Annotated in this window: 8 protein-coding genes; 2 read left to right on the forward strand and 6 right to left on the reverse strand. The window is 69.0% G+C overall.

The window, feature by feature from the left end; genetic code table 11:
* Positions 1 to 352: 352 nt before the first annotated feature.
* Together DAT35_RS53775 and DAT35_RS59595 are read left to right on the forward strand one after the other, a co-directional pair.
* Positions 353 to 547, forward strand: coding sequence for a hypothetical protein (locus tag DAT35_RS53775; RefSeq protein ID WP_108077269.1), 195 nt, complete (start codon positions 353 to 355; stop codon positions 545 to 547).
* Between the two features lie 252 nt (positions 548 to 799).
* Positions 800 to 9,319, forward strand: coding sequence for a CARDB domain-containing protein (locus tag DAT35_RS59595; RefSeq protein WP_158502297.1), 8,520 nt, complete (start codon positions 800 to 802; stop codon positions 9,317 to 9,319).
* Positions 9,320 to 9,948: 629 nt separating this feature from the next.
* Here DAT35_RS59595 and DAT35_RS53815 read toward each other — a convergent pair.
* From DAT35_RS53815 to DAT35_RS53840, 6 genes are all read right to left on the reverse strand, one after another.
* Positions 9,949 to 11,493 carry a serine/threonine-protein kinase gene (locus tag DAT35_RS53815; protein WP_158502299.1) on the reverse strand — a complete coding sequence of 515 codons (1,545 nt, stop codon included), beginning with the start codon at positions 11,491 to 11,493 and terminating at the stop codon, positions 9,949 to 9,951.
* 111 nt (positions 11,494 to 11,604) lie between these two features.
* Positions 11,605 to 11,832, reverse strand: coding sequence for a hypothetical protein (locus tag DAT35_RS53820; protein WP_233262246.1), 228 nt, complete (start codon positions 11,830 to 11,832; stop codon positions 11,605 to 11,607).
* Between the two features lie 168 nt (positions 11,833 to 12,000).
* Positions 12,001 to 13,785 (reverse strand): tetratricopeptide repeat protein, encoded by a 1,785-nt coding sequence (locus DAT35_RS53825; RefSeq protein WP_158502301.1) that lies wholly within the window; start codon positions 13,783 to 13,785, stop codon positions 12,001 to 12,003.
* Positions 13,786 to 13,814: 29 nt separating this feature from the next.
* The gene (locus tag DAT35_RS53830) at positions 13,815 to 14,309 is read right to left on the reverse strand and encodes a hypothetical protein (RefSeq protein WP_108077272.1); all 495 of its coding nucleotides are present in this window, start codon (positions 14,307 to 14,309) and stop codon (positions 13,815 to 13,817) included.
* Positions 14,306 to 14,905 (reverse strand): hypothetical protein, encoded by a 600-nt coding sequence (locus DAT35_RS53835; protein ID WP_108077273.1) that lies wholly within the window; start codon positions 14,903 to 14,905, stop codon positions 14,306 to 14,308. Before DAT35_RS53835 ends, DAT35_RS53830 begins: the two co-directional genes overlap by 4 nt.
* Positions 14,902 to 15,543 carry an RNA polymerase sigma factor gene (locus DAT35_RS53840; RefSeq protein ID WP_158502303.1) on the reverse strand — a complete coding sequence of 214 codons (642 nt, stop codon included), beginning with the start codon at positions 15,541 to 15,543 and terminating at the stop codon, positions 14,902 to 14,904. The genes DAT35_RS53835 and DAT35_RS53840 overlap by 4 nt, the downstream gene beginning before the upstream one ends.
* Positions 15,544 to 15,634: the final 91 nt, after the last annotated feature.

Here is a 15,634-nt window from a genome sequence, read left to right on the forward strand (position 1 = left end):
CCTCTCCCCAAAGTCCCTGGCCCCGTGAAAGGACAGGGCCACGTGTTCGCGGATGGCCATAGCAGCGCGTGTGCCAAACGCCCCACGCGGGCAAAGTCCTCGGATCGTCATGGGTTACGCGCTACAGCCGGTCGGAACCGGGCTGGATGTCCGGGAAAAAATTCCGTCATTGCCCCCGAGGGCGGGCTCGGGCCACGGCCCCTGGCACCCTCACCAAGGGAAATGTCTTTCCCATGGCGTCCCGGGGTTTTTCCCATTCCCTCGGGGCCGCGTGCGGCACGCCGTTTGAAATCATCGCGCGTGGACCCCAGACGCGGACACGGCTGGGGCGGACGAGGAGCGGACGGCGGCTATGAGCAAGGCGGCGGGGGCGGTGATCGCGATGTTCTCGGTGGGCGCGGGAGTGATGACGTTGCTCGGCTCGGTCCTGGGCGCCTACGCGGAGGCGACCACGCTGGCGCTGATGGGCGTGGGCCTGTTCGCGGGCAGCTCGGTGCTGAGCGGAAGCAAGGAGGCAACGCCAGCCGGGATGGCGAAAGAAGCCTGAAGCGGCAGTCGTTTTTCCGGTGCCTCGCGGCGCCGGGAGCAGGGCGCGGCGAGTACGAGGTCCTGGCACCCGGAAGAACCGTAACGGGTTGTCCGGGGCCGCCCGTACGGCTCGTTGAGCCCACTCTGTCTCACATTGCTTCACTTTTACATTAATACGGTTTTCAGGGTATTGTTGAGTTCCTACGGATGGAGCCCCTCCGAGCAACCGAGCTCCGGAGAGGGCCCCTCCACCTGAATGCAGGGGGAACTCATGGAACGGGCAGACTCGGTGAGGGGAGCCACGCGCTTCCTCGTCTTGGGACTGCTGGCATTGGCGGGTTGCGGCCACGAGGACGCGACCACCGACGTGAAGGGCGCGCGAAGCACCGCCGCGGCACTGGAGTCCGGAACGGATCTGGTGGTGACGCAGGTGCGAGGCCCCGCGAGCCTGAGGAACGGACAGGACTTCACGGCGACGGTGACGGTGTGCAACCAGGGCACCGTCCCCACCAGCTATTACAACCGGCCGAGGCTGGAGCTGTTCCTCTCGACGGATGCCGAGCTGACCCTGCCGGACCCGGGCCAGCCGCCTCCGAGCCCACCGGAGGATCAGGTGTCCATCGGGTGGGTGGAGCTGGACACGCTGTACGAAGGCCAGTGCGTGACGAAGAGCGTGCCCGCCCATGCCTGGCTGCCCCCCGCGGCGCAGGGTGACGGGGCGTACTACCTGGCCGCCGCCGTCGACACGACAGGCGTGGAGCAGGAGCTGCACGAGGACAACAACGTCCGCGTGGGTGGCTTGCTGGGCGTGGGTTATCGAGCGGACCTCGTGGTGAGCGAGGTGAGCAGCCCGGCCAGCGTGAGGAATGGGCAGAGCTTCACGGCCACCGTGAAGGTGTGCAACCCGGGCACCGCTCCCACCACCGGCAGCTACTACCCGTATTACACCCGGGCTCGCGTGGAGCTGTTCCTCTCGACGGATGCCGAGCTGACCCTGCCGGACCCGAGCCAGCCCTCCCCGGTCATTCCGATGGATCAGGTGTCCATCGGGTGGGTGGAGTTGGCGGACACGCTGTACGAAGGCCAGTGCGTGACGAGGAGCGTGCCCGTCAATGCCTGGTTGCCCCCCGCGGCGCAGGGAGACGGCGCGTACTACCTGATCGCCGCCGTCGACACGGCCGGGGCGGAACAGGAGTTGCGCGAGGACAACAACATCCGCGTGAGTGGCCTGATGGGCGTGGGCAACCAGCCCGACCTCGTGGTGAGCGAGGTGCGCGCCCCGGCCAGTGTGGGGCCCTGGCAGAGCTTCACGGCCTCGGTGAAGGTGTGCAACCAGGGCACCGAGCCCGCCTTCCCCGGGGGCTATTACTCCAGCCCCCAGGTGGAGCTGTTCCTGGCCTCGGACGCGACGGCCTCGATCCCGGCGGACGCGATGACGATCGGCTCCGCGATGCTGGACCAGCCCCTGTATCCCGGACAGTGCGTGACGAAGAGCCTGTACGCCTCGGCCAACCCGCCGCCCCAGTCCCAGCAGAACGGTGCCTACTACCTGGTGGCCACCGTCGACAGGGCCGGGTTGATGCAGGAGTTGCGCGAGGACAACAACGTCCGCGTGGGCGAGCTGCTGAGCATGGGCTACCAGCCGGACCTCGTGGTGACCGAGGTACGCGGGCCGGCCAGCGTCTGGAATGGACAGAACTTCACGGCCACCGTGAAGGTGTGCAACCAGGGCACCACCCCCACCACCAGCTACTACTCCAGGCCGAGGCTGGAGCTGTTCCTGTCGACCCAGGCAGAGCTGACGCTGCCGTCTCCCGGAATGCCCTACCCGGGCCCGAGCCAGGTGTCCATTGGATGGGTGGAGCTGGACAAGCTGTACGAAGGCCAGTGCGTGACGAAGGACGTGCCCGCCAATGCTTGGCTGCCCGCAGCGGCGCAGGGTGATGGGGCGTACTACCTGGCCGCCGCCGTCGACACCACCTGGGTGGAGCAGGAGTTACGCGAGGACAACAACGTCCGCGTGGGCGGCCTGCTAGGCGTGGGCTACCGGTCCGACCTGGTGGTGACCGAGATCTCCCGGCCAGCCAGCGTGGGCAACGGGCAGAACTTCACGGCCTCTGTGAAGGTATGCAACCAGGGGACCTCGCCCACCAGCAGCTACTCCTCCACGCCGAGGCTGGAGCTGTACCTGTCCATGGACTCCGAGCTGACGCTGCCGGAGCCGGGCATGCCCTACCCGAGCCCAGCCAAGGACCAGATGCTCATCGGGTCCGTGGACCTGAACCAGCCCCTGAACCCGGCGCAATGCGTGACGAAGGACGTGTACGCCAATGCCTGGCTGCCCCCAGCGGCCCTGGTTGACGGGGCGTTCTACGTGGCGGCCGCGGTGGACACCACCTGGATGGAGCAGGAGCTGCGCGAGGACAACAACACCTACGTGGGTGGCCTGATGGGCGTGGGCTACCGGTCCGACCTGGTGGTGAGCGAGGTGAGCGGCCCGGCCAGCGTGGGCAACGGCCAGAGCTTCACGGCCTCCGTGAAGGTGTGCAATCAGGGCGCGACCCCCACCACCGGCGGCTACAACGGCATGCCTCGCGTGGAGCTGTTCCTGTCCACGGACACCGAGCTGACGCTGCCGGAACCGGGCATGCCCTACCCGGGCATGGCCTCGGACCAGGTGTCCATCGGGTCCGTGGAACTGGGGCCGCAGCTGTATCCGGGGCAATGCGTGACGAAGAACGTGTCCGCCAATGCCTGGCTTCCCCCCACGGCCCAGGGAGATGGCGCCTACTACCTGGCCGCTGCCGTTGACACCACCTGGGTGGAGCAGGAGCTGCGCGAGGACAACAACGCCCGCGTGGGCAACCTGATGGGCGTGGGCAACCGGTCCGATCTCGTGGTGAGCGAGGTCAGCGCCCCGGCCAGTGTGGGCAACAGCCAGAGCTTCACGGCCTCCGTGAAGGTGTGCAACCAAGGCACCTCGCCCACCAACAGCTACTACGGCACGCCTCGCGTGGAGCTGTTCCTGTCCGCGGATGGCACGTTCTCGATGCCGTCTCCCGGCATGCCGTACCCGGGCCAGCCCGCGAACCAGGTGTCCATCGGCTGGGTGGAGCTGAACCAGACGCTGTTCCCGTCTCAGTGCGTGACGAAGGACGTGCCCGCCAATGCCTGGTTGCCCCCCTCGGCCCAGGGAGATGGCGCCTACCAACTGGTGGCCGCAGTGGACACCACCTGGGTGGAACAGGAGCTGCGCGAGGACAACAACGTCCGCATGGGCGGTCTGCTGGGCGTGGGCTACCGGTCCGACCTGGTGGTGACGGAGGTGAGCGGCCCGGCCAGTGTGGGCAACGGCCAGAGCTTCACGGCCACCGTGAAGGTGTGCAACCAGGGCTCCTCGCCCACCAGCAGCTACTCCTCCACGCCTCGCGTGGAGCTGTTCCTGTCCATGGATACCGAGCTGACGCATCCGTACCCGGGAGGCACGCCGTACCCGGGCATGCAGACGGCTCCGGATCAGGTGTTCATCGGCTCCGTGGAGCTGAACCAGACGCTGTACCCAGCCCAGTGCGTGACGAAGAACGTGTACGCCACGGCATGGCTGCCCTCGGCGGCGCAGGGAGATGGCGCGTACTACCTGGCCGCCATCGTCGACACCACCTGGGTGGAGCAGGAGCTGCGCGAGGACAACAACACCCGCGTGGGCAGTCTGCTGGGCGTGGGCAACCGGTCCGATCTCGTGGTGAGCGAGGTCAGCGCCCCGGCCAGTGTGGGCAACGGCCAGTTCTTCACGGCCTCCGTGAAGGTGTGCAACCAGGGCTCCTCGCCCACCAGCAGCAACCCCTACTCCAGGCCTCGCGTGGAGCTGTATCTGTCCACCGACACCGAGCTGATGCTGCCCTCTCCGGGCTCGCCCTACCCGCCCCCGGGCATGACCATGGACCAGTCGCTCATCGGCTGGGTGGAGCTGGACCAGCCCCTGTACCCGTCGCAGTGCGTGACGAAGGACGTGCCCGCCAACGCCTGGCCGCCGACCGAGCCCCAGGGTACCAATGCGTACTACCTGGCCGCCGCGGTCGACACCACCTGGGTGGAGCAGGAGCTGCGCGAGGACAACAACGTCCGCGTGGGCGGTCTGCTGGGCGTGGGCTACCAGGCCGACCTCGTGGTGAGTGAGGTGAGCGGCCCCGCCAGCGTGCAGAACGGCCAGAGCTTCTCGGCCACCGTGAAGGTGTGCAATCAGGGAGCGGCCCCCACCAACAGCTACTCCTCCAGGCCGAACGTGGAGCTGTTCCTGTCCATGGACGCCACGTTCTCGATGCCGACCCCGGGCATGCCCTACCCGGGGCCCACGAGCTCGATCTCCATCGGGTACATGGAGCTCGATCAGACGCTGTATCCGGGACAGTGCGTGACGAAGAGCGTGCCCGCCAATGCCTGGCCGCCACCCATGGCCATGGGTGATGGCGCGTACTACCTGGCGGCTGCCGTCGACACGAACCGGGTGGAACAGGAGCTGCGCGAGGACAACAACACCCGCGTGGGCGGCCTGCTGGGCGTGGGCTACCGGGCCGACCTCGTGGTGAGCGAGGTGAGCGGCCCGGCCAGCGTGCAGAACGGCCAGAGCTTCACGGCCACCGTGAAGGTGTGCAACCAGGGCACCTCGCCCACCAACAGTTACTACTCCTGGCCCCAGGTGGAGGTGTTCCTGTCCACGGACGCCGCGTTCTCGATGCCGTCTCCGGGTGCGCCCTACCCGTATCCGGGCGTGCCGGCGGAGCAGGTGTCCATCGGGTACGTGGCGTTGGACCAGCCCCTGTACCCGTCGCAGTGCGTGACGAAGAGCGTGCCCGTCAATGCCTGGCTGCCCCCCGAGGCCCAGGGAGATGGTGCGTACTACCTGGCCGCCGCCGTCGACACCACCTGGGTGGAGCAGGAGCTGCGCGAGGACAACAACACCCGCGTGGGCGGCTTGATGGGCGTGGGCTACCGGGCCGACCTCGTGGTGACCGAGGTGCGCGGGCCGGCCAGCGTGTGGAATGGACAGAGCTTCACGGGCTCGGTGAAGGTGTGCAACCAGGGCACCTCGCCCACCAGTGGCGGCTCCTACTCCAGGCCTCGCGTGGAGCTGTTCCTGTCCACGAACGCTACGTTCTCGATGCCGTCTCCGGGTACGCCCTACCCGCCTCCAAGCGGGCCGGCGGAGCAGGTGTCCATCGGGTATGTGGAGCTGGACCAGACCCTGTACCCGTCGCAGTGCGTGACGAGGGACGTGTCCGCCAATGCCTGGCTGCCACCCGCGGCGCAGGGTGACGGCGCGTACTACCTGGCCGCCGCCGTCGATACGAATCAGGTGGAGCAGGAGCTGCGCGAGGACAACAACATCCACGTGAGTGGCCTGATGGGCGTGGGCAACCGGGCCGACCTCGTGGTGAGCGAGGTGAGTGGTCCGGCCAGTGTGGGCAACGGGCAAAGCTTCACGGCCACCGTGAAGGTGTGCAACCAGGGCACCTCGCCCACCAGCGGCGGCTCCTACTCCAAGCCTCGCGTGGAGCTCTACCTGTCCACCGACACCGAGCTGACGCTGCCCTCTCCGGGTGCGCCCTACCCGCCTCCGGGCATGGCCATGGACCAGACGCTCATCGGCTCCGTGGAGTTGGACCAGCCCCTGAGCCCGTCGCAATGCGTGACGAAGAGCGTGCCCGCCAATGCCTGGCTGCCCCCCGCGGCGCAGGGAGATGGTGCGTACTATCTGGCCGCCGCCGTCGACACCACCTGGGTGGAGCAGGAGTTGCGTGAGGACAACAACGTCCGTGTGGGCGGCCTGCTGGGCGTAGGCAACCGGGCCGACCTCGTGGTGAGCGAGGTGAGCGGCCCGGCCAGCGTGGGCAACGGCCAGAGCTTCACGGCCACCGTGAAGGTGTGCAACCAGGGCCCCTCGCCCACCAGCAGCTACTACTCCAGGCCTCAGGTGGAGGTGTTCCTGTCCACCGACACAGAGCTGACGCTGCCGACCCCGGGCTCGCCCTACCCGCCTCCGGGCATGGCCATGGACCAGATGCTCATCGGCTCCGTGGAGTTGAACCAGCCCCTGTACCCGTCGCAGTGCGTGACGAAGAGCGTGCCCGTCAATGCCTGGTTGCCGCCACAGGCCCAGGGTGATGGGGCGTACTATCTGGCCGCCGCCGTCGACACGAATCAGGCGGAGCAGGAGCTGCGCGAGGACAACAACATCCGCGTAGGCGGCTTGATGGGCGTGGGCAGCCGGTCCGACCTCGTGGTGACGGAGGTGAGCGGCCCGGCCAGCGTGAACACCAATCAAAGCTTCACGGCTTCGGTGAAGGTGTGCAACCAGGGCACCTCGCCCACCAGCAGCTACTCCTCCACGCCTCGCGTGGAGCTGTTCCTGTCCACGAACGCTACGTTCTCGATGCCGTCTCCGGGTACGCCCTACCCGCCTCCAGGCATGCCGGCGGAGCAGGTGTCCATCGGGTATGTGGAGCTGGGCCAGCCCCTGTCCCCGTCGCAGTGCGTGACGAAGAGCGTGCCCGCCAATGCCTGGCTGCCCCCCGCGGCGCAGGGAGACGGCGCGTATTACCTGGCCGCCGCCGTCGATACGAATCAGGTGGAGCAGGAGTTGCGTGAGGACAACAACGCGCGCGTGGGCAGCCTGCTGGGCGTGGGCAACCGGGCCGATCTCGTGGTGAACGAGGTGAGCGGCCCGGCCAGCGTGGGCAACGGCCAGGGCTTCACGGCCACCGTGAAGGTGTGCAACCAGGGCACCATGCCCACCAGCGGCGGCTACTACTCCAAGCCTCGCGTGGAACTCTACCTGTCCACCGACACCGAGCTGACGCTACCCTCTCCGGGGTCGCCCTACCCGCCTCCGGGCATGGCCATGGACCAGATGCTCATCGGCTCCGTGGATCTGGACCAGCCCCTGTACCCGTCGCAATGCGTGACGAAGAGCGTGCCCGCCAATGCCTGGCTGCCGCCACAGGCCCAGGGTGACGGCGCGTACTATCTGGCCGCCGCCGTCGATACCACCTGGATGGAGCAGGAGTTGCGCGAGGATAACAACGTCCGCGTAGGCAACCTGATGGGCGTGGGCAACCGGTCCGACCTCGTGGTGAGCGAGGTGAATAGTCCGGCCAGCGTGAGCAACGGGCAGAGCTTCACGGCCACCGTGAAGGTGTGCAACCAGGGCACTACTCCCACCAGCAGCGGCTCCTACTCCAGGCCTCGCGTGGAGCTGTACCTGTCCACCGACACCGAGCTGACGCTGCCCTCTCAGGGCTCGCCCTACCCGCCTCCTGGCATGGCCATGGACCAGACACTCATTGGCTCCGTGGAGTTGGACCAGCCCCTGAGCCCGTCTCAATGCGTGACCAAGGACGTGCCCGCCAATGCCTGGCTGCCGCCACAGGCCCAGGGTGACGGCGCGTACTATCTGGCCGCCGCCGTCGATACCACCTGGATGGAGCAGGAGTTGCGCGAGGATAACAACGTCCGCGTAGGCAACCTGATGGGCGTGGGCAACCGGTCCGACCTCGTGGTGAGCGAGGTGAATAGTCCGGCCAGCGTGAGCAACGGGCAGAGCTTCACGGCCACCGTGAAGGTGTGCAACCAGGGCACCACTCCCACCAGCGGCTCCTACTCCAGGCCTCGCGTGGACCTGTACCTGTCCACCGACACCGAGCTGACGCTGCCGACCTCGGGCTCGCCCTACCCGCCTCCGGGCATGGCCATGGACCAGACGCTCATCGGCTCCGTGGAGTTGGACCAGCCCCTGAGCCCGTCGCAATGCGTGACCAAGGACGTGCTCGCCAATACCTGGCTGCCCCCGGAGGCTCACGGAGATGGCGCGTACTATCTGGCCGCCGCGGTCGACACGAATCAGGCGGAGCAGGAATTGCGTGAGGACAACAACGCCCAAGTGGGCGGTCTGATCGGCGTGGGCCACCGGGCCGACCTCGTGGTGAGCGAGGTGGGCGGCCCCCCCAGCGTGGAGAACGGGCAGAGCTTCACGGCCACCGTGAAGGTGTGCAACCAGGGCACCACTCCCACCAGCGGCTACGCCAGCGGACCTCGCGTGGAGCTGTACCTGTCCACGGATACCGAGTTGTCGCTGCCGTCTCCAGACTCGCCCTACCCGATGCCTCCGGGCATGGCCATGGACCAGACGCTCATCGGATCCGTGGAGCTGAATCAACCCCTGTCCCCGGGGCAGTGCGTGACGAAGAGCGTGCCCGCCAATGCCTGGCTGCCTCCCGCGGCGCAGGGAGACGGCGCGTACTACCTGGCCGCCGCGGTCGACACCACCTGGATGGAGCAGGAGCTGCGTGAGGACAACAACGTCCGCGTGAGCGATCCGATGGGCGTGGGCCACCGGGCCGACCTCGTGGTGAGCGAGGTGAGTGGTCCGGCCAGCGTGCACAACGGGCAGAGCTTCACGGCCAACGTGAAGGTGTGCAACCAGGGCACGGCGCCCACGCTGGGCCAGACCTGGCTGGAAGTGCTCCTCTCGATGGACGCCGACCTCTCGTTCTTCACTCCCGGCGAGCCTCCGGCCAACGATCAGCTCAAGGTCGGAAGCTTCGGCGTGGATCCCCTGCCGGCCGGCCAATGCGTGACGCTGGCCGTGCCCGCCACTGCCTGGCTGCCGCCGGCGGCGCCGAAGGGCTCCGGGACGTTCCACCTGGGAGCCATCATCGACGCGCCCCGCGCGGAGCAGGAGCTGCGCGAGGACAACAACACCCGCGCGAATAGCACCCTCGAGGTCACTCTCTAGCCTCGAGCCGGCGACCGGTACGCCCCGCATCTGACAGGGCGTACCGGTCCGAATGAAGACGGGCGAGCGCTGAACGCGAACCACCCCCGTCCCATCGGGAATGGGACGGGGTGCCGAAGCATCGCCCTCAGCTCAGGGGTAACCCGTGCACTGGTATGCCGCCCCGCCCTGACCAGCGAGCCCGTTGTCCGCGGGCGAGCCCGGTGTACCAGCGACGAAGGTGATGCCGCCGTCGTGAACGACCGTCGACGCGCCGGAGCAGTAGATCCCAACGGAAGGTCCGCCACCGCCACCTCCGCCGGGACCCCCGGTTCCTCCATCACCGCCTCGCCCACCCTGGCCACCAGGACCACCGCTTTCGCCCAGGCTGTCGAAGCCGAAACCTCCCTGACCTCCCGCCCCGCCCAGTCCGCCCTTCCCGCCCGAACCGCCCGGGCCCCCGTTGCCGCCAGAGCCGGGCTGAAGCGTCAGCGCGGTAGCCTGAACGCGAGCGTTCGACAGCAGCAGCGCGATGGACGCGCCCCCGCCGTGACCGCCGGTGCCACCAAGACCGCCGCAACCTCCTCCGCCACCTGAGCCGCCTCCGCCGCCGGGATTCGAGAACCCGCAGAGCTTGGTGCCGTCGTGGATCAGGAATGCGCCGCCTCCACCACCACCTCCACCTCCGGGTCCGTTACCGCCGATCGATCCGGTGCCGCCCATCCCAGCCGTCCAGACACCGCTGACGACAGAACCAGTTCCGTTCCCCGCCGTCCCGCGCGAACCGTCGGTTCCGCGGGCACCATCGCCGCCCTTTCCGCCGGTACCCGCCGTTCCATCCGGGCAATCCGCACGGTGTCAGGGGCCTTCGCGCCGCGGCGCACCTCCCGCGGTGGTTCCTCCATGAGACGCTGAGTACGAGGAGCCGGCTCCTGCGCGGGCTGCGAGCGCGCGGTCTGGGGACGCGGGGGGGCCGCCGGACGCTTGCTCCGGACAGGCGCCTCGGCGGGCGGTGGGGTGAGCGCTGGACGCGAGCTGGTCCGCGGAGCCTCCACCGTCTCTGAAGCCGGGGCCGCCACGTGCTGACGGGTCCCACCGCGCTGCGCACCCGTGCCGGGGGTCCCCTGCGGGACCTGGGCACGCACCGCGGAGACGGGCTCGGGGGTGGGCTCCGGGATGGCCCGGGCGAACCCGGACAGGCGGGTCATCTCGAAGGCCAGCATCTTGGAGATGGCCTTCAGCTCGCGCTCCACCGCTTCCGCCGAGGCGGGCCGCCGCTCGGGCTCCTTCGCCAGCAACCGGAGGACGAGCGCGTTGAGCTCGGACGGCAGTCCGTCCACGAAGGACGAGGGCGCGGGCGGCGGGGTCTGCACCTGCATGATGGCCGTCTGCATCGGCGAGTCGCCCCGGAAGGGCAGCCGCCCGGTGAGCATCTCGAACAGGATGATGCCCACCGCGTACAGGTCGGTGCGCGGACTCACCTCCTGGCCACAGGCCTGCTCCGGGGCCATGTACTCGGGGGTGCCGACGACCATGTTCTCGCTCGACTGCGGCGTGGAGCCGTTCGGCGTGGCCCCCTGCTTGGCGAGCCCGAAGTCGAGCACCTTCACGTTCTCCGAGCCGCTCGACTCCAGGACGACGAAGATGTTGCCCGGCTTGAGGTCGCGGTGGATGACGCCCACGGCGTGCGCCGCTGCCAGCGCGCCCAGCATCTCGATGGCGAACCGGATGACCTCGGCGGGCGGTATCGGCGCCCGGTCCATGATGACTTCGTCGAGCGGCCGGCCGTTGAGGAACTCCATCACCAGGTACTGGCCGATGCCCGGGAGCGTGCCGAAGCCGAAGATGTCGATGATGCCGCGGTGGCGGATGGCGCTCGCCGCGCGGGCCTCGCCCACCAGCTCTCTCGAGCGGACGCCGCCCGAGGAATCCGGGCGGATGAACTTGATGGCGACCTTGCGGCCGATGACCGGGTGCTCGCCCTCGTAGACGACGCCCATGCCACCGCTGCCGATGCGGCGGCGCACCACGTACTCGCCAATCTGGTGGCCCACCAGCACGTCCTTACGGACGGTGGACTCCCAGACCTCGTCGGCGGAGGCTTCCTGGCCGACGGGAGTCCCGTCCCGAGGACATTCCTTCGCCCCATCCGGAAGAGGGCTCCCGCAGGTGCGACAAGGTCGCTGTGCAGTCATGCGGTCGCGCATTCTATGACACCCCAAGTAGGTCATCAGCGCGACCCGGGGAAGTCACTGGGAGCGCGGCCGATCTGCACGGAGGGACCCAGTGTTCCCCCAGTGAAACCGCTACCAGGTGACCGGCATCTCGTACGCGCCGAGCAGGTTGTCCTCCTTCTTGAAGGGGATGTCCTCGACGGGCACGGCCAGGCGCAGGGTGGGGACGCGCCGGAACAGCGTGCGGAACACCACCTCGAGCTCGATGAGAGCGAGCGCGCGTCCCGTGCACAGGTGGATGCCGTGGCCGAGCGCGAGGTTGCGGTGCGGTGTGCGATGTCGGAAGAGGCCCCTTTGCATCCCTCCGAAGAGGGTCGAGGCGGTGCTTCCCAAAAGAAATTCCGTGGCCGGGAACACCACGCGAAGGGCTCTCGTCCCACCTTCAGCGTCGAGCGCACCCGAGCTGGAGCAGGCGCCATGCCCTGTCACGAGATCACATTGAAATACTCGTCGTGCTCGCCTGCGGGCTCACCACGTGGCGCCCAGCTCCAGCATCAGCACGTGCTTCTGGTAGTTCCCGTTCGTGTAGTCGTAGCGGTGGCACACGAAATCTGGCGCCGTGCATGTACCGGCGGAGTCCGCGAGCCGCGTGTCCACGTTGGACGTGTTCACCAGCAATTCGTACCGGGCGGAGAGCCTCAGATGTTTCGACAACCGGGCGCTCACGGAGGGGACGAGGACGAAGCGGAAATCCTCGCGCCGGCGGTGTCCCCACTCCTCCACGCTCCCGTCGGCCGCCAGGACTCGCAGGTAGCTGTCGCTCAGGTAGTTGCGCCACTCCGCCTCGGCGTCCAGGCCCGCGTCGAACCGCGCACACAACACCAGGCGCGCGGACGCTCCCGCGGCATGCCCGGCCCAGGCATAGGGAATGACGTACTCCTGCGTCGTATCCGTGGTCTCTCCGGACACGGCCTGCACCAGCGTCCCGATCCGGTCCTCGCGGTAGCGGTACCACGCCGTCATCACCAGGGCCTGGAAACGAAGCTCCTGGGACAGCATCGCATCCAGGCGCTGTCCACTGAGGTAGCTGAACTCGCTGCCGAGTCCGATCTTGTGAGTGAAGGACACGTCGAGCCGGGTGCTCGTCCGTTCGCTCTCGTCCAGCGCGAGCCATGCCGAGCCACTCACGGAGGCCTGCAGTCCGCGGAAGTCCGACAGGCCGGTGAAGAACGCGTCCCCCCAGGTCGAGGCGCCCAGGCGGATGCGGTGGGGCGCTTCCCACTCCACGGCCACGGTCGCGCGGTGAAGTTGCAGCGAGTAGTCCTGGGCCGAGCTCAGCGTGTACGCCCGCTGCGTCCCGCCGTAGGAGAGGTCGAGGAACACCACGTCCGACAGCCGGAGGTGGGCCAGAAACCCGAGCCCTGCCTCCACGAAAGCGCTCGCGGTCGGCACGTCCGAGCTCGCCCCGGAGACGTCGCGCGCCGCGACGCCGACCTGAAACACGTTGCTGTCGAAGCCCAGGCCCGCCTCCACCGACCCCCAGAGCCCCCGGCCATTGGCTCGCAACCCGAAGGAGAGCCGGTCGAGGTAGTCGAGCGCGGTCTGCCTGTCTCGAGGCTCCAGCAGCAACGCGAGCGCCGAGGTGATGTCCACTCGCGCCTCCTCGCGCTCACCCATCCGGTAGGCCGAGGCCCCCGCCATGAGCAGCGCCCGGCCGGAGGTGGGATCCCGCCTCGCGGCCTGGAGGAAGAAGGCACGCGCCTCCTCGAAGCGCCCCGCGTCGAAGGCGGCGAGGCCCTGACGGTACGCCTCATCCTCCGCGGCCTCCGCGTCCTCGCCGCGTCCCTGCTCGCTCGCCACAAGGGAGAGCAGTTCCTCCACCAGCGCGGCTTCCTGCTCGGAGGCACCCGGTCTCGCCCGCTCCGCCCACCGAGCGGCGCGCTCGGGAGCGCCCGCGTCGAGCGCGGCGAAGCCCGCGTTCACCCAGGCGATGCGTGCGAGGGACTCATCCGCCGTGGCTTCGAGGAAGGCCTGCTCGGCCTCGGCGAAGCGCTCGAGCTTGTAGAGACAGGCGCCCCGGTTGAAGCTCCATGGGGCGCGTGCAGGCGCGTCCTCTGCCCGTCCCGCGGCATCGAAGGCCTCCAACGCCTCGGCGGGCCGGCCAGCTCGGAAGCGCGCCAGCCCCACCAGGTAGAGCGCGGCACCGAGCCGCGGGGGCTGCTCGGCTTGCAGCGCCAACCGCTCCGCTTCTCCGTATCGACTCTCGGCAAACGCCTGCTTCGCCTCGGCGAGCGGATCGGCTGCGATCAGCATCGCCACCAGCGTGAGCACTGGAGCAACCATCATCGTGACGGCGGAGCGGGCGGCGGCTGAGAGGAGGGAGGCGGCTGGGTGCCGTCGGTCCGCGGCGAGGGATGCGGCCCCCGCCCCTCCTCACCCGGACGCGGCTGACCCGAGCGGCCCGGGCCCGAGGGAGGACCGCGAGGCTCCTGGCCATGTGGCCCGCGGGACTCCGGGCCGGGCGGCGGCCGGGCCGTGTCACCCCGTGGAGGCGGCGAGGAGTGCTCCACGCGCATCCGGCCGAGGATCGTGTCCACCTGCTCGCCCGGGGCGATGACGTCCACCGTGTGAGAGCTGCGCACGTGGGCGCGCGGCTCCGGGCTGCGTGACTCCGGTGCGGGCGGCGGCGGTGCGGGCGGTGGAGCCTCCGGCGCACGCGCCGCTCCGGTCTCCGCTCCTGGCGCGGGAGTCTCCCGCGTCTGTGCGAACGCGGCCCCACCCACGAACAGGACGAGCGCGACGAGGACTGCTGGGAGCTGTGCTCGGAGCCTGTTCATCCGTCCGTCACCTCCAGCACCACCTCGTGCTCGATTCTCTGGCTGCCCGTGCGCGCCTGGGCCGTCACCCGGTAGCGGCCCGGCCTCTGCCCGCGCACCGCGATGGGGATGACGTTGCTCCCCGCGCTCAGCGCCTGGGTCCACGCGAAGGAGCGCATCTCGAGCTCCCGTCCGTCCGCCCAGAACGACAGGCCCTCGGGCAGGCTCACCTGGAAGTCCGCCTGCTCCACGGCCACGTCCGCCGTGAAGTCCAGCTTGATGACCGCCACCTTGCTGACTGGAACCTGGGTGCCTGGCTCCGCGAGCGGGCGCGAGGCCTCGGCGACCTCGGCCGGCGGGAGCGAGGACTGCCGCAGCGCGCTCATCAGGAGGAAGGCGGCAATGCCCGCGGCCACACCGAGCACCGGCCACAGCCACGGCGCGCCCCGGCGGAAGAGCCACCGCACACGGTCCCACCCCGGGGCGGGATCCGGCGGGCCCGCCGCCACCAGCCGGCGGTGGAGCGTGGCCTGGAAATCGAGCCCAGCCGGGTCCTCCCGCAGCGCCGCCAGGCGCTCTCGCAGCGCGCGCTCCTGGGATTCTTCGGACTCGGTCATCTTCCACTCCTACGTCCCTGGGACGAAACGCCGGTATCAGATGTTCCCACGTCCTCACCGCCAGCCAGGGAATCGGGCTCCCGCCCGCCCGCCAGGAGGGTCCGCAGCATCGCCCGGCCTCGCGACAGGCGCGACTTGATCGTTCCCATGGGCACTCCCTCGATGGCGGACACCTCCTCATAGGAGTGCCCTTCCACGTCGAAGAGTACCACCGCGGTGCGGAACTCGACCGGAAGCTGTCGCAGGGCGCGCCACAACCGCTGGCGCTCCTCGGCGCGGGCCAGCCCCTCGTCAGCGGGCTCGGCGCCCGATGGAGCCTGGGCGTGGCCCCCCTCGAGAGGCTCTTCCAGGGAGCGCTCCCGGCCCGCGCGACTGCGCGCGGCATCGAAAAAGACGTTGCGGACCACGGAGTAGAGCCACGTCTTGAAGGCGGCCTGGAAACGGAACGAGCGCAGGTTCTTGTAGACCTTCACCAGGGCCTCTTGCGCCAGGTCGTCCGCGTCCGCGTCCGATGACGCGAAGGCGCGTGCGAAGCGGCGTACCTGGGGCAGGTGCGACGACACGAGGAGCTCGAAGGCTCGGACGTTGCCATCCTGGGCTTCGGAGATCAGTGCGCGGAGTTCGTCGTTCTCACTCAACGCCTCCAGTGTAGCCGCCCGCGTGGGTCCTTCCGCAAGGCACCGGGAAATGGTGCCGGGAACACGAAATTCAGCCTCCTCGTCCCAGGGG

Origin of the sequence: Vitiosangium sp. GDMCC 1.1324 (assembly GCF_003044305.1) — a bacterium.
In the GTDB taxonomy this organism is placed as follows: Bacteria; Myxococcota; Myxococcia; order Myxococcales; family Myxococcaceae; genus Archangium.